Here is a 14,761-nt window from a genome sequence, read left to right on the forward strand (position 1 = left end):
CCCGCGGGACAGCTCTGTCTCAACACCGTTTTGTGTTGGCCCGGACGAAAGAAGACAGTCCGGATTGCTGGTGCACCGAGAGTCGTAAACGGTGTGAAATGCTCTCAGTCTACAGCGCAAAAAGGCTGGTGAACAAAAATTCACCAGCCCTAGCCTGTTTTATCAGGCTAATCTACATAAATGCAGATTATTTGATCTCAACAGAAGCACCGGCAGCTTCCAGCTCTTTCTTCAGAGCTTCAGCTTCGTCCTTGGACACGCCTTCCTTCAGGTTAGCCGGAGCAGCTTCTACCAGATCTTTGGCTTCTTTCAGGCCCAGACCGGTAGCGCCACGAACGGCTTTGATAACGGCAACTTTGTTGGCGCCAGCAGCAGTCAGAACTACGTCGAACTCGGTCTTCTCTTCTACTGCTTCAGCAGCAGCCGGGCCAGCCATTACGGCAGCAGCGGCAGAAACACCGAACTTCTCTTCCATAGCTTCGATCAGCTCAACAACTTCCATTACGGACATGGAAGCAACGGCTTCGATGATTTGGTCTTTAGTGATAGACATGACAAAAATTCCTGATGTTGAATAAACTCAAACAGCCTAAATAGGTGAGAATCAAGCAGCAGCTTGTTTCTGGTCGCGAACAGCAGCGATAGTACGAACCAGCTTGCCAGCAGAGGCTTCTTTCATAGTCGCCATCAACTTCGCAATTGCTTCTTCGTAAGTCGGCAGCGTGGCCAGACGATCAATTTGTGCTGCGGCGATAAACTCACCGTTAAAAGCGCCAGCCTTGATTTCGAACTTTTGGTTCGCTTTGGCAAACTCTTTGAACAGACGAGCAGCAGCGCCCGGGTGTTCGTTAGAGAAAGCAATCAAGGTAGGACCGGTAAATGCGTCGTTCAGGCACTCGTATTCGGTACCTTCTACCGCGCGACGCAGCAGGGTGTTACGCACAACGCGCATGTACACACCGGCTTCACGAGCGGTTTTACGCAGGACGGTCATCTTGTCTACAGTTACACCGCGAGAATCGGCAACAACTGCAGAAAGAGCGCCTTTGGCAGCTTCGTTGACTTCAGCAACAATTGCCTTTTTGTCTTCGAGTCCCAATGCCATTGGCTTAACTCCTGGATTGAATCCGGGTCTATTGACCCAGTACTGACACATCCCCCCTACTTTTACAACAGAGGGGAACGATGCGGTAGCAGGATTCCAGAAGAGAAAGAATCTTTCTCGCTGGGTTTCCGGCACCGTCTACGCAGGAAACATTAAGGCTTTGCAGCCTCCTGCGGTCTTGGACGGAGGTCGAAACCCCCAACCAATCAAGGCGCAAAATTATAGATTAAATTTTGCGCCTTGTAAAACCCATCAATTAGGCCTGAGCTTCCAGAGAAGCTTGGTCTACAGCAACACCGGCACCCATGGTGGTGGAGATGCTGACTTTCTTGATGAATTGACCTTTGGCGGAAGAGGGCTTGCCTTTTTTCAGGGCAACCAGCAGAGCTTCCAAGTTTTCTTTCAGCTGAACTTCGTTGAAAGAAACCTTACCCAGAGTGGTATGGATGATACCATTCTTGTCGTTACGGTAACGAACCTGACCAGCCTTGGCGTTCTTGACAGCTTCGGCAACGTTAGGAGTTACAGTACCAACTTTCGGGTTCGGCATCAGGCCGCGCGGGCCCAGGATTTGACCCAGTTGACCAACAACGCGCATGGCATCCGGGGATGCGATAACTACGTCGAAGTTCATCTCGCCTTTCTTAACCAGATCGGCCAGGTCATCCATACCTACCAGGTCAGCACCGGCAGCTTTAGCTGCTTCGGCGTTGGCACCTTGGGTAAATACGGCAACGCGTACATCACGACCGGTACCGTGCGGCAGTACAGTAGCACCACGTACGTTCTGGTCAGATTTACGAGCGTCGATACCCAGGTTGACAGCAACGTCAACGCTTTCAACGAACTTGGCGGTAGCCAGTTCTTTCAGCAGGGCAATGGCTTCGTTGATGGAGTACTCTTTGGTACCGTCAACTTTTTCGCGAATAACGCGCATACGCTTGGAAAGTTTAGCCATTGTCTTAATCCTCCACTACCAGACCCATGGAACGAGCGGAGCCTGCGATGCAACGTACTTTTGCATCCAGATCGGCACCAGTCATATCCGGCTCTTTGGTCTTGGCGATTTCTTGCAGCTGGGCAACGGTCACCTTACCAACCTTGTCTTTGTTCGGCTTGGAAGAACCAGACTTGATGCCAGCAGCTTTCTTCAGCAGGAAGGAAGCAGGCGGAGTCTTGGTTTCGAAGGTGAAGGAACGGTCGCTGTAAACGGTGATCACGACCGGAGTCGGTGAACCTTTTTCCAGCTTCTCTGTACGAGCGTTGAACGCCTTACAGAATTCCATGATGTTAACACCGTGTTGACCCAGTGCAGGACCAACGGGAGGAGACGGGTTGGCTGCACCAGCAGCAACCTGCAGCTTGATATAAGCTGTGACTTTCTTAGCCATTAGGAAAATACCTCAAAAATGGGTTCTAGCGCCTCGGAGACTTGCTCCTGCAAACGGCTCCCCAACTAATAAAGGGGCAGAGAATTATAGAGATATTCGCTGCCCCTGACAACCGTTAAACGTACAGAATTCAATCAGCCTTTTTCGACCTGACCAAAATCCAGTTCAACAGGAGTAGAACGACCGAAGATCAGTACAGAGACCTTCACGCGGCTCTTCTCATAATCGACCTCTTCAACGGTACCGTTGAAGTCGGCAAACGGACCATCAGCAACCCGCACCATTTCACCCGGTTCAAACAGGGTTTTCGGACGCGGCTTGTCGTGGGCATCCTGCAGACGGTTCAGGATAGCATCGGCCTCTTTGTCGGAGATCGGTGCCGGACGGTCGGAAGTACCGCCGATGAAACCCATTACACGCGGTACGTTACGCACCAGGTGCCATGTGGTTTCATCCATGATCATCTGGACCAGGACATAACCCGGGAAAAACTTGCGCTCACTCTTGCGCTTCTGGCCAGCACGCATCTCGACCACTTCTTCGGTCGGGACCAGTACTTCACCGAACATGTCTTCCATGCCATGCATCTTGATATGTTCACGCAGGGACTTGGCTACACGGCCTTCATAGCCGGAAAAAGCCTGCACGACATACCATCTCATACGTTGTTCACGTTGTTCAGTCATGGCTTATCCTTACACACCGGTAATCAGGTTGACCAACCAGACCAAGGCACCGTCCAGAACGAACAGCAGCAGCCCCATCACGGCGGTCACCGCCAGCACAATCAGGGTTGTCTGAATGGCTTCCTGACGGGTCGGCCATACGACCTTGCGGACTTCCAGGCGAGACTCACGGGCGAATGCCAGTGTTGCCTTTCCCTTGGTGGTTTGCAGGGCTACTGCACCAGCAGCAGCAATGACAACGACCACACCCAGGGCGCGGACGGCAGCGACAACATCGTTGAGCAGGTAATTACCCACTACAGCGGCCGCCAGGATAATGAAAACCAGGCCCCAAAGCAGGGTATCCTTGCTTCCGCCCTGGCTCTCAGAACTAACACTCATACAACCCACCTGTATCTGACGTAACCAAAGACACAAAAGCCCCGTACGAGACGAGGTATATGGCAGGGGCGGCAGGACTCGAACCCGCAACCATCGGTTTTGGAGACCGCTGTTCTACCAATTCGAACTACGCCCCTACACAAGAAAGCCCCTATTATAGGGGCTTTGCTTTATTTATGTAAGCCAAAGATTAAGCGATTACGCTGGCTACAACACCGGCACCTACGGTACGGCCACCTTCACGGATAGCGAAACGCAGGCCGTCGTCCATTGCGATCGGAGCAATCAGGGTAACAACCATCTTGATGTTGTCGCCCGGCATTACCATCTCTACGCCTTCCGGCAGTTCGATGGTACCGGTCACGTCGGTAGTACGGAAGTAGAACTGCGGACGGTAGCCTTTAAAGAACGGGGTATGACGACCACCTTCTTCTTTGGACAGTACGTACACTTCAGATTCGAACTTGGTGTGCGGCTTGATAGAACCCGGCTTGGCCAGTACCTGACCACGCTCTACGTCTTCACGCTTAACACCACGCAGCAGCGCGCCGATGTTCTCGCCAGCACGACCTTCGTCCAGCAGTTTGCGGAACATTTCAACACCGGTACAGGTGGTAGAAACGGTATCTTTGATACCAACGATTTCTACGGTCTCACCTACTTTAACGATACCGCGCTCTACACGACCGGTTACTACGGTACCACGGCCAGCGATAGAGAATACGTCTTCGATAGGCATCAGGAACGGCTGGTCAATCGCGCGCTCCGGCTCCGGGATGTAGGTATCCAGGTGGCCAGCCAGCTCGATGATCTTCTCTTCCCACTGAGCGTCGCCTTCCAGCGCTTTCAGCGCGGAACCACGAACTACCGGCAGGTCATCACCCGGGAAGTCGTACTCGGTCAGCAGTTCACGAACTTCCATCTCAACCAGTTCGAGCAGCTCTTCGTCATCAACCATGTCACACTTGTTCATGAACACGATCATGTACGGGATACCAACCTGACGACCCAGCAGGATGTGCTCACGAGTCTGCGGCATCGGGCCGTCAGTCGCTGCTACTACCAGGATCGCGCCGTCCATCTGGGCAGCACCGGTGATCATGTTTTTAACGTAGTCGGCGTGACCCGGGCAATCTACGTGGGCGTAGTGACGGGTAGCGGTGTCGTATTCTACGTGGGAGGTGTTGATGGTGATACCACGCTCACGCTCTTCCGGTGCCTTGTCGATCTGGTCGAAGGCGAAAGCTTTACCACCGAAGTGCTTGGCCAGCACGTTGGTGATAGCTGCAGTCAGGGTGGTTTTACCGTGGTCAACGTGGCCGATGGTACCCACGTTAACGTGCGGTTTATTACGCTCAAATTTTTCTTTAGACATGATCGTCCCTCTAAACTAACGCTGAGTACGCGGTGGCAAGCTAACCACAGAACAGTTTATATGATGGATTTGAATCTGGTGGGAAAGAGAGAGGTACTGATGGCTGGTTCGCTTGCCGAACTCACCCTAGGGTGCGGCTCTGCTAACGCCTGAGCCATATCAGCATCTTGGAGCGGGCAGCGGGAATCGAACCCGCATCATCAGCTTGGAAGGCTGAGGTAATAGCCATTATACGATGCCCGCATTTCTCTAACCCAAAGAACTCAAACCGCAGAGAAATATGGTGGAGGGAGAAGGATTCGAACCTTCGAAGGCAGAGCCGTCAGATTTACAGTCTGATCCCTTTGGCCGCTCGGGAACCCCTCCAGATGCCAGATTGTCACAACGGTAATTCTGCTTGCACCCGTTGTGTTTATCGCTTTTGCACGGCAAATAGACGACAGACAGTCAAGCGTCGCGCATTTTATTGTAAGGTTTTGGGGGATGCAACCATTGAACCCGGCAAAATATGCTTTATTGCTGGGAAGTTTGCAAAAAAGCGGGGGCAAACAAGCCAATCCTGCTGCGTCCCTTGTCGCTCCCCCACCCTTGGTGTATGGTCGCCGTGCCCAAGAAACAGTGATGACACCATGACGACAGAGCATAACCCCTATCTGCAATTCACCCGCGAACAATGGGCGTTATTGCGCGATTCGGTCCCCCTGACCCTGACCGAACACGATCTGCAGACCCTGCGCGGGATCAACGAGAAGGTGTCATTGCGGGAAGTGGAAGAGATATATCTGCCTCTCTCCCGCCTGCTCAATCTCTATGTCAAAGCCAAACAGCGTCGCAGCCGGGTGCTGGAGCAGTTTCTCGGCCAGTCTCGCGGCAAGGGCACCTATATCATCAGCATTGCCGGCAGCGTGGCGGGGGGTAAAAGCACCACGGCCCGTATTCTGCAGGCCCTGCTGGAGCGCTGGCCGGAACACCCGCGGGTAGAACTGGTCACCACCGACGGCTTCCTCTATCCCAACAAGGTACTGGAAGAGCGCGGCCTGATGCGCCGCAAGGGGTTCCCGGAATCCTACGACATCCGCCATCTGGTGGAGTTTGTCGCCAACATCCGCGCTGGTCACGAGAAGGTCGAAGCGCCGGTTTACTCCCACCTTATCTACGACATCATTCCCGATGAGAAGAAGGTGGTGGAGCAGCCTGACATCCTGATCCTGGAAGGGCTCAATGTGCTGCAAAGCGGCATGGATTACCCTCAGGAGCCCCATCGGGTCTTCGTGTCGGACTTCGTCGACTTCTCCATCTATGTGGATGCCGATGCCGAACTGCTGCGCACCTGGTATATCGAGCGCTTCCTCAAATTCCGCAGCGGTGCCTTCTCGGATCCCGACTCCTACTTCCATAACTACGCCAAGCTGGCGGAGAGTGAGGCGACCCAGATCGCCAGCAACATCTGGCAAGATATCAACTATCTGAATTTACAAGAAAATATCCTGCCAACACGTGAGCGAGCCAACCTGATCATGACCAAGGGCCATGAGCACGCCATCGAGCAGATCAAGCTGCGCAAATGATGACGGCGGTTGCCGGATAACGAAGAGGGGGCCCGCAGGCCCCCTCTTCTATTTGGCATAATGAGCGGCCTTGCTGACCCTCAGTCGCCCCGGCGCAGGGAGAGCTCGCCCCCCAGATAGAATTTGATCCCTTCGCCTGTCTCCAGTCGCAGGGCGCCGCGATCGTCGATGCCACGAGCGATGCCACGGATCTCCTGATCCCCCATCAGCAGGCGCACCGGACGACCGGCAAAGTGATCGAGCCGGTTCCACTCATCGACAAAGCTTGCCAACCCCTGCTGCTCAAAGGTGTGCAGCGCCCGCTGCAAATGGACGATCATCCGGGCCGCCAACTGATTGCGATCGACCAGCTCGGGATTGATGTGGCGCAGCTCGGCCCAGGCCTGATCGATCTTCTCACCTTCGCGGGCAGGCATCGCCAGATTGAGACCGATGCCGATCACCAGATGACAGCTGGCACCGGCGCTACCGCTCATCTCTACCAGAATGCCCGCCAGCTTGCGGCCCTGATAGTAGAGGTCATTCGGCCACTTGAGCTCGACCCCCTGATAACCAAGGGACTCCAGCGCTTCAACCACTGCCACGCCCACCGCCAGACTCAGCCCCATGGCCGCCGCCATGCCTTGTTCGAGTCGCCAGTACATGCTGAGGATCAGCTGGCAACCAAACGGCGAAATCCAGGGTTTGCCACGACGACCGCGCCCGGCGGTCTGACACTCGGCCAGACAGCTCTCGCCAGAGCGCAGCTCATTGACCCGATCCAGCAGGTGTTGGTTGGTCGAGCCGATGACCGGAAAACAGTGCACCGGCGCCATCGGGGCCAGTGCCTGCAAGGTGGCCTGATCATAGAGCGCCATCGGCACCGCCAGCCGGTAGCCCTTGCCGGTCAGGCTAAAGAGATCCAGCCCCAGCTCCTTGAGCGCCGCCATGTGTTTGCTCACCGCCGCCCGGCTGATGCCGAGCTGCTCACCCAGCTGTTCGCCGGAGTGAAACTGGCCGTCGCTAAGCAGGGTGATCAGAGTCTGCCTGATGGGAGTCAACGTCATGAGAGCACCTCGTCGAGCCAGGTTTCACCGTGCGCACCCATAAAGCGCACCTCATGCTCCAGCAGCACGCCAAACGTCTGCTCCACGCTATCGCGGACATGAGCCGCCAGCGCGATCAGCTCCATGGCACTGGCGCCCCCCAGATTGACCAGCACCAGCGCCTGCTCCTGATGAACGGCGGCGCGGCCGATGGCGAAACCTTTCAGCCCGCACTGATCGATGAGCCAGCCTGCCGCCAGCTTGGCCTGCCCTTCTCCGGCCGGATAGCAGGGCATCTGCGGGTAGCGCGCCTTGAGATTCTCCGCCAGCGCGGCAGGCACCACCGGATTCTTGAAGAAGCTGCCCGCATTGCCGAGCACCGCAGGATCCGGCAGTTTGGCCATGCGGGTGGCACAGACGGTATCGAAGATGGTCTGCGCCGAAGGCGCGTCACCGAGCGCCGCCAGCGGGCCATAGCCCAGCACCGGTTGCCACCCCTTGGGCAGTTTGAGTCCGACGGCGGTGATCAGGTGGGAATCCTGATACTCGTGTTTGAAGATGCTGTCGCGATAACCGAAGCGGCACTCTGCCGCCGCGATCCGTTCAATTTCGCCACTCTGCCAGTTGAACGCCTCGACATAGGCGCAGAAGTCGGCCAGCTCAACGCCATACGCACCGATGTTCTGTACCGGCGCCGCACCGACCGTGCCGGGAATGAGCGCCAGATTCTCCAGCCCGCACCAGCCCTGTTGCAAGGTATGGCGCACCAGCTGATGCCAATCTTCACCGGCCGCCACATGGAGCAACCAGTGATCGCCACCATCTTCGGCGGTAATCCCCTTGAGCCGGTTGAGCACCACCAGACCGAGAAAATCCGTGGTGAAGAGCATGTTGCTGCCGCCGCCCAGATTGAGGCGCGGCAGCTGGTTGAGCTGCGGATCGGCACGCAGGGTCGCCAGATCGGCAACCTGCTCCACCTCGGCCAGCCAGAGGCAATACGCATCGAGGGCAAGGGTGTTGAGCTTCAACAAGGAGGCGTTGGCATTCAGTTTCATCGGTCTATCCCGGCTTGGTGCAAGGGCGCAGTCTACCTCAAGTTACCCCATGACGAAAAACCCGAGCCCTTTTCGGGGGAATAGCAGTGGTTTAGAGTAGGCGACTTCAACTGCTGAGGAATAACTCATGAACAACCAGTTTGCCGTCATCGGCCTGGGCCTGTTTGGCAGCGCGCTGTGCGAAGAGCTGCAACGGCAAGATGCCGAAGTACTGGCCATCGATATCGACGAGAGCAAGACCCGGCAAATCGCCGCCCTCTGCAATCACGTTATCGTGGCGGATGCTACCGACGAGGCCACCGTAGCCGAGCTGGGACTGGCCAATTTCGATATCGTCTTCGTTGCCATCGGTGACAACCTGGAGACCAGCATCCTCACCACCCTCGTCTTGAAAGAGGCAGGCGTGAAGAAGGTGTGGGTCAAGGCGCGCGACAAGTTCCACGCCAAGATCCTGCAGAAAGTGGGCGCCGACAAGGTGATCAACCCGGAGTGGGACATGGGTCGCCGGGTCGCTCAGAGCATGCTGGACAACCGGCTGTTCGACTATCTGGAGCTGGGCCACGACATGGTGCTGACCGAGTTCGTGATCGGCCTGCAACAGAACGGCCGGGAACTGGGCGACTTCCACCTGCTGCAACAGAGCGATTTCCAGCTGCTCGCCATCAAGCGTGGTGATGTGCTGCACAACGTGCTGACCGGCAAGATGGAGCTGCAACTGGGCGACATCCTGATCCTGGCGGGCAACAAGCACGCCATCGACCACTGGCTCGAAACCCTATGATCAACTGGCGCAGCAGCTACGCCTTCGCCCTCCATCGGGAGCAGGACTCTCGCTGGAGCGAAGCCCGGCTGATCCTCGGCAGCTTTCTGATCATTCTGCTGATTGGCACCATCTTTCTGGTGCAACCCTCCAGCCACAATGGCGAGGTCACCTTCGTCAACGCCCTGTTTACCGCCACCTCGGCCATCAGCGTGACAGGTCTTGGCGTGGTGGATACCGGCACCGCCTTCACCCTGCAGGGGCAGATTTTCCTGCTGATGCTGATGGAGATCGGCGGTCTGGGCCAGATGACCATGACCCTGCTGCTGATCGCCATCTTCAGCAAGCGGGTCGGTCTGCGCCAGCAGGTTCTGGCCAAGGAGGCGCTGGGACAGGAGGGCTCGGTCAACATCATTCAGCTGGTCAAACGGATCGTGCTGTTCGCCTTTATCGCCCAACTGATCGGTACCGGCATCATGGCGATCCGCTGGGTGCCCGAGATGGGGTGGGTGCACGGCCTCTATGTCAGCTTCTTCCACGCAGTATCGGCCTTCAACAACGCCGGGTTTTCGCTCTTTGCCAACAACCTGATGGACTATAGGGACGACCCCATCATCAGCCTGACCATCGCCGGTCTGCTGATCCTCGGGGGGATCGGCTTTACCGTCATCGTCGATCTGGTGCGCAACCGCCGCTGGCGCAAGCTGAAGCTGCACAGCAAGCTGATGTTGCTGATGACCCCGGCGCTGCTGCTGGCCGGTACCCTGATGTTCTGGCTGCTGGAACACAACAACCCCGGCACCCTCGGCACGGCAGGTATCGGTGGCCAGCTGCTGGCGGCCTTTTTCCAATCTGCCAGTGCCCGTACCGCCGGTTTCAATACCATAGATATCGGGCTGATGACCCCGGCGGCGTTGCTGTTCCTGATGATGCTGATGTTTATCGGTGCCGGTGCCACCTCGACCGGTGGCGGTATCAAAGTCACCACCTTCGCAGTCGTGCTGCTGGCAACCAAGGCGTTTCTGACCAAACGGCCCCATGTCACCGCTTTTGGCCGCACCCTGTCGCCCCAGATCGTGACCCGTTCGCTGGCCATCATCATCGTCAGCACCATGGTGCTGATGCTGGCGATGTTCCTACTGATGGTGACCGAGGATCTGCCGTTCGACAAAATCATGTTCGAGACCATCTCGGCATTTGCCACCGTCGGCCTCTCCACCGGCATCACCACCTCCCTGAGCGAGCCGGGCAAGCTGATCCTGGTGCTGGTGATGATCTGCGGCCGTCTCGGCCCCCTCACCCTGGCCTTTATGCTGGCCCGCCCGGTCGAGACCCGCATCCGCTATCCGGAAGAGAACGTCTATACCGGCTGACCGGTTATGAACTCGGGGCAGCCACTGGCTGCCCCATTTTTTATTCGGCTTGTTGTTGCGTCTTAAGCCAGCGCCCCGGGCTCACCCCCAGCTCCCGCTCGAATGCCCGACCAAAGGCGACACTGCTGCTGTACCCCGCCCCCAGCGCCACCTGTACCATGGGCTCCCCCGCCAGCAGTTGCTGGCAGGCTCGGGCCATGCGCCAGTGGGTCAGATAACCCAGCGGCGCTTGACCAACCCGCTCCTGAAACCTCGCAGCAAAGCGGGCCCGCGACATGCCGGCCTCCCGCGCCAGCGTGGCCACCGTCCAGGGTTCATCCCCACGCTGATGCATCACCGAGATCGCCTTGGCCAACTGGGGATCGGAAATACCTGCCAGCATCCCCTGCTGACACACTCCTTGCTCGACCAGATGACGCAGCAGCAGGATCAACAGTACCTCCAACAAGCGGGAGATCAGCGGATCCTGCCCGTAGCGGGGGTGAAACGCCTCGTCAAACAGCTGACTCAGCACCGGCGTCAGGGCAGGCAACTCACGTAGCGGCAGCACCAGCGAGCCCGGTAATGCCAGTTGCAACGGCGATGCTCCCCCCTTGCCGAATGCGACATTGGCGCACACCAAATCACAACCCCCCAGCGTTCTGGGTTCAAGCTTGTGAGGACGTCCCCGGGGGAACAGGATCAGGGTCGGCTCCTCGAGCAGCAAGCTGGCGCCCCCCTCTTCACGCAGCACGACGGCGCCGCTGCGCAGCAGATGAAGATGTCCGCCACTAGGATAATCATCACTGGAGGAGTTCTGGCACAGGTTGCCGGCGAAGAAGATCTTGGCTTCGGGGGAGGCATGAACCAACAGGGCAGAGAGCGGATCCATATTTGAGACGAATAGTATTTATTTGCAGACGGTGAGTGATAAACCGTATCACGAATAACGGCACACTGTCTCCCGTACCTTCACTACCACAGGAGAAGATCATGAGCCGTATCCAACCCGTATCCCAACCGCAACCCGCAGCCGCCCAGACCCTGGCCACCCTGCAACGCAATCTGGGTATGGTGCCCAACCTCTACGCCACCCTGGCCCACTCGCCAGCCCTGCTCAATGGCTTCCTGGGCTTTGCCGAGGCGCTTGGCAAGGGGCGCCTCACTGCCCCACAACGGGAATTGCTGGCACTGGCCATCGGTCAAGCCAACGCCTGCCAATACTGTTTGTCTGCCCACACACTACTGGCGAGCAAGGCCGGATTCTCGGCTCAGGAGATCCGGGCTGCCCGGCTCGGCCAGGCCTCGGCTCCCCTTGATCACGCCCTGCTGCAACTGGCAACGGCACTGGTCAGTCAGCGCGGGGTGATCAGTGACGAGCAGCTTGCTAGCGCCCGTGCCGCAGGCGTAGATGACGAGCTGCTGCTGGAGGTGCTCGGCCAGGTGGTCGTCAATACCCTGACCAACTATGGCAACCACCTGGCAGCGACCGAGATCGACTTCCCGCCCGTCACTCTGACCCCTTAAACAAGGAGCCCCCCCATGCAGCAACATGACAAAGGCTTTCTGGTCGCCCTGGCGGGCGTGGTATTGACCCTGCTCTGGATCGGCGTCTTCAAGTTTACCCCGACAGAGGCAGCCGCCATCAAACCACTGGTAGCCAGCCACCCCTTGATGAGCTGGCTCTATGGCCCCCTGTCGGAACAGAGCGTATCGAACCTGATCGGGGTGGTCGAGATAGTGATCGCCATCGGACTGGTCGTGGGTCTGTGGCAACCTCGCATCGGTTACTGGTGCAGCATGGGGGCTATCGTCACCTTCCTGGCGACGCTGAGCTTCCTGCTGACCCTGACAGGTGTCTGGAAAGTGGTTGATGGCGTGCCAGTCACCGAGTTCTTCCTGTTCAAGGATCTGGTGTTTCTCGGTGTGGTGCTGCACTACCAGCACAGGATCCGTGCCAGCTTGTCCACTCAGGCAGCCTGACAACAATGCCTTTGGCGCCCAGGATGGGCGCCTTTTTTCGTTATGCCGCCCTGGTCTGGCGCTTGCTGGCCGTCTTGCGCGGTCGGGGCCCGCCAGTCGTGCTGGCCGCCGGACTCTTGCGCCTGCTAAAACGCCGCTTGCCGGCACCCGGCGCCTCCTTGGGCAGGGCGCTGAAGCTGGCGCCGGAGTCCTGCCGCGCCCCTTCAATCAGGCCGTTAAGCTGCTCGGTGAGCGGCCCCATAAACTGCTGGTAGCTGCCGTGGCGCTCGGCGATCTGGCCAAGGCTCTGCTCCCACAGCGCAGTCATATCCGGCGTGGTAGCGGTGGCTGGCAACGCCTGAACCAGCGCCCGCCCGGTCGGGGTCGCCTTGATGCTCTTGCCCTGACGCACCAGAAAGCGGCGCTTGAACAACAGGTCGATAATGCCTGCTCGGGTCGCTTCTGTGCCGAGGCCATCGGTGTCGCGCAGGGTCTTGCGGATCTCGGGATCCTGCACATAACGGGCGATGCCGGTCATGGCTGCCAGCAGGGTGGCATCGGTAAATGACTTGGGCGGCTGGGTCATCTTCTCCAGCAGTTCGCCCCGCTCGCAGAGCAGCTGCTCCCCCTCTTTCAGGGCAGGCAGGGTGCCCGCCTTCTCTTCGTCGTCATCCTCCTCCACCCCGAGCAGCGCCTTCCAGCCCGCCTTGAGAATGCGCCGCGCCTTGGCCTGAAACAGGCCACCGGCGATGCGCAGCAGCACCTTGCTGTCGTTGTATTCGAACGGGGGATAGAACTGCAGCAGGTACTGGCGGGCAATCAGGCCATAAAGCTTCGCCTCGTCGGCCCCCAACGTGGCGGGGTTGCCCTGCTTCTCGGTGGGGATGATGGCGTGGTGGGCATCCACCTTGCTGTCGTTCCACGCCTTGCTGCGGATCTTGCCGTCCGCCTCGGCGACCGCCTTGGCCAGCGTGGGCGCCGTGGCGGCGATGGCGCTGCGCACCTGTTCGGCCCGCTTGAAGTGGTCGGTCGGCAGATAGCGGCTGTCGGAGCGCGGATAGGTGATGAGCTTGTGGCGCTCGTAGAGGCTCTGGCAGATGTCGAGCACCCGCTTGGCATCCATGCCGAAGCGCTTGGCGGCATCGATCTGCAGGCTGGAGAGGTTATAGGGCAGCGGCGCCGCCTGCTTGCGGGCCTGCTCCTCCACCGATTCAACCTGTGCGGGTTGGCCATTGATCCGGCTCACCACCTTGTCGGCCAGCGCCCGATTGAGCACCCGCCCCTCCTCATCCTGCCACGGCAGGCAGGCTTCCGATGGCAGCCACTTGGCGGTGAAGCGCTCGTTGCTATCGGTCAGCAGATGGGCCAGCACCTCGTAGAAGGGTTTGGGCACGAAGGCCTCGATCTCGAGATCCCGCCGCACCACCAGCCCCAGCAGCGGGGTCTGCACCCGGCCAACCGAGAGCAGCTCGCTGCAACCCGCCTTGCGCCCGAGCAGGGTATAGGCGCGGGTCATGTTGATGCCGTAGAGCCAGTCGGCCCGACTGCGGGCCAGCGCCGAGACCGCCAGCGGTACGAATTCCTTGTTGTCCCTCAGTTTGTCGAGGGCGCGGCGCACCGCAGGCGGGTTGAGATCGCTGATGAGGCAGCGCTGCACCGGCTTGGATTTCGGGTAGCCGAGAAAGTCGATCACCTCATCCACCAGCAGTTGCCCTTCCCGGTCCGGGTCACCGGCGTTGACCACGCAGTCCGCCTGCTTGATCAGTCGCTTGATGACGGTGAGCTGGGTTTTGGTCTTGGGCTTGGCCACCAGCTGCCACTGGGCGGGGATGATGGGGAGATGCTCCATCCGCCACTGCTTGAAGGCGGCGTCATAGGCATCGGGCTCGGCCTGCTCCAGCAGATGGCCGATACACCAGGTGACCACATCCCCCTGGGCTGTTTCGATAAAACCGTCGCCCTTCTTGTGGGGCTTGGGCAGGGCATCGGCAATGGCACGGCCTAGCGTGGGCTTCTCGGCGATAAAGAGTCGCATCGGTGGCTACCTGCAATACTGTATATGCAGACAGTATACAACTGCCACCGCGAAAGCCCAACTGCC

General features: G+C 58.4%; 16 protein-coding genes and 3 tRNA genes. 5 read left to right on the forward strand and 14 right to left on the reverse strand.

The annotated features are described in order from the left end of the window. Positions 1 to 187: 187 nt before the first annotated feature. The 10 genes from rplL to ACTG2W_RS11660 form a co-directional block, all read right to left on the reverse strand. Positions 188 to 553, reverse strand: a complete 366-nt coding sequence (gene rplL, locus ACTG2W_RS11615) for a 50S ribosomal protein L7/L12 (RefSeq protein ID WP_005306304.1) — start codon at positions 551 to 553, stop codon at positions 188 to 190. A gap of 51 nt (positions 554 to 604) precedes the next feature. Further along, positions 605 to 1,105, reverse strand: a complete 501-nt coding sequence (gene rplJ, locus ACTG2W_RS11620; protein ID WP_005339895.1) for a 50S ribosomal protein L10 — start codon at positions 1,103 to 1,105, stop codon at positions 605 to 607. A gap of 256 nt (positions 1,106 to 1,361) precedes the next feature. After that, the gene (gene rplA / locus ACTG2W_RS11625) at positions 1,362 to 2,063 is read right to left on the reverse strand and encodes a 50S ribosomal protein L1 (RefSeq protein WP_005339888.1); all 702 of its coding nucleotides are present in this window, start codon (positions 2,061 to 2,063) and stop codon (positions 1,362 to 1,364) included. Between the two features lie 4 nt (positions 2,064 to 2,067). Beyond that, entirely contained in the window at positions 2,068 to 2,496 is a 429-nt protein-coding gene (gene rplK / locus ACTG2W_RS11630; protein ID WP_005339887.1) for a 50S ribosomal protein L11, read from the reverse strand. A 134-nt stretch (positions 2,497 to 2,630) separates the two neighbouring features. Next, positions 2,631 to 3,182 (reverse strand): transcription termination/antitermination protein NusG, encoded by a 552-nt coding sequence (nusG, locus tag ACTG2W_RS11635; RefSeq protein WP_005306318.1) that lies wholly within the window; start codon positions 3,180 to 3,182, stop codon positions 2,631 to 2,633. A gap of 9 nt (positions 3,183 to 3,191) precedes the next feature. After that, a complete protein-coding gene (secE, locus tag ACTG2W_RS11640) occupies positions 3,192 to 3,563 on the reverse strand; it encodes a preprotein translocase subunit SecE (RefSeq protein ID WP_005306322.1) in 372 nt (123 codons plus the stop codon). A 60-nt stretch (positions 3,564 to 3,623) separates the two neighbouring features. Then, positions 3,624 to 3,700: transfer RNA gene (locus tag ACTG2W_RS11645), tRNA-Trp, on the reverse strand. Positions 3,701 to 3,753: 53 nt separating this feature from the next. Further along, positions 3,754 to 4,938: an elongation factor Tu gene (gene tuf / locus ACTG2W_RS11650; protein ID WP_005339879.1), complete on the reverse strand. Its 1,185-nt coding sequence runs from the start codon at positions 4,936 to 4,938 to the stop codon at positions 3,754 to 3,756. A gap of 168 nt (positions 4,939 to 5,106) precedes the next feature. Continuing rightward, positions 5,107 to 5,181: transfer RNA gene (locus tag ACTG2W_RS11655), tRNA-Gly, on the reverse strand. A gap of 38 nt (positions 5,182 to 5,219) precedes the next feature. After that, positions 5,220 to 5,304, reverse strand: a tRNA-Tyr gene (locus tag ACTG2W_RS11660). 263 nt (positions 5,305 to 5,567) lie between these two features. Here ACTG2W_RS11660 and coaA point away from each other — a divergent pair. Beyond that, entirely contained in the window at positions 5,568 to 6,506 is a 939-nt protein-coding gene (gene coaA, locus ACTG2W_RS11665; protein ID WP_005339877.1) for a type I pantothenate kinase, read from the forward strand. A gap of 80 nt (positions 6,507 to 6,586) precedes the next feature. Here the strand turns inward: coaA and birA are convergent, their stop codons facing one another. Both birA and murB read right to left on the reverse strand, forming a co-directional pair. Next, positions 6,587 to 7,552, reverse strand: a complete 966-nt coding sequence (birA, locus tag ACTG2W_RS11670; protein ID WP_021231448.1) for a bifunctional biotin--[acetyl-CoA-carboxylase] ligase/biotin operon repressor BirA — start codon at positions 7,550 to 7,552, stop codon at positions 6,587 to 6,589. After that, positions 7,549 to 8,586, reverse strand: a complete 1,038-nt coding sequence (gene murB, locus ACTG2W_RS11675; protein WP_106844266.1) for a UDP-N-acetylmuramate dehydrogenase — start codon at positions 8,584 to 8,586, stop codon at positions 7,549 to 7,551. The genes birA and murB overlap by 4 nt, the downstream gene beginning before the upstream one ends. 127 nt (positions 8,587 to 8,713) lie before the next feature. Between murB and ACTG2W_RS11680 the strand changes: the two genes are divergently transcribed. Both ACTG2W_RS11680 and ACTG2W_RS11685 read left to right on the forward strand, forming a co-directional pair. Next, positions 8,714 to 9,367 (forward strand): potassium channel family protein, encoded by a 654-nt coding sequence (locus tag ACTG2W_RS11680; RefSeq protein WP_005339863.1) that lies wholly within the window; start codon positions 8,714 to 8,716, stop codon positions 9,365 to 9,367. Further along, entirely contained in the window at positions 9,364 to 10,719 is a 1,356-nt protein-coding gene (locus tag ACTG2W_RS11685) for a TrkH family potassium uptake protein (RefSeq protein WP_429186379.1), read from the forward strand. The genes ACTG2W_RS11680 and ACTG2W_RS11685 overlap by 4 nt, the downstream gene beginning before the upstream one ends. A 40-nt stretch (positions 10,720 to 10,759) precedes the next feature. Here the strand turns inward: ACTG2W_RS11685 and ACTG2W_RS11690 are convergent, their stop codons facing one another. Beyond that, complete coding sequence (locus ACTG2W_RS11690; protein ID WP_201958780.1) at positions 10,760 to 11,590, reverse strand: AraC family transcriptional regulator; 831 nt, start codon at positions 11,588 to 11,590, stop codon at positions 10,760 to 10,762. Between the two features lie 101 nt (positions 11,591 to 11,691). Between ACTG2W_RS11690 and ACTG2W_RS11695 the strand changes: the two genes are divergently transcribed. Then, positions 11,692 to 12,225 (forward strand): carboxymuconolactone decarboxylase family protein, encoded by a 534-nt coding sequence (locus tag ACTG2W_RS11695; protein ID WP_201958778.1) that lies wholly within the window; start codon positions 11,692 to 11,694, stop codon positions 12,223 to 12,225. 15 nt (positions 12,226 to 12,240) lie between these two features. Beyond that, positions 12,241 to 12,681, forward strand: a complete 441-nt coding sequence (locus tag ACTG2W_RS11700; RefSeq protein WP_005341854.1) for a DUF417 family protein — start codon at positions 12,241 to 12,243, stop codon at positions 12,679 to 12,681. Between the two features lie 40 nt (positions 12,682 to 12,721). On the opposite strand, the gene ACTG2W_RS11705 is transcribed toward ACTG2W_RS11700, so the two are convergent. After that, positions 12,722 to 14,695, reverse strand: a complete 1,974-nt coding sequence (locus ACTG2W_RS11705; RefSeq protein ID WP_021231452.1) for a DNA topoisomerase III — start codon at positions 14,693 to 14,695, stop codon at positions 12,722 to 12,724. Positions 14,696 to 14,761 lie beyond the last annotated feature (66 nt).

Origin of the sequence: Aeromonas sp. 96A, assembly GCF_051919165.1 — a bacterium.
Lineage (GTDB): Bacteria > Pseudomonadota > Gammaproteobacteria > Enterobacterales > Aeromonadaceae > Aeromonas > Aeromonas veronii.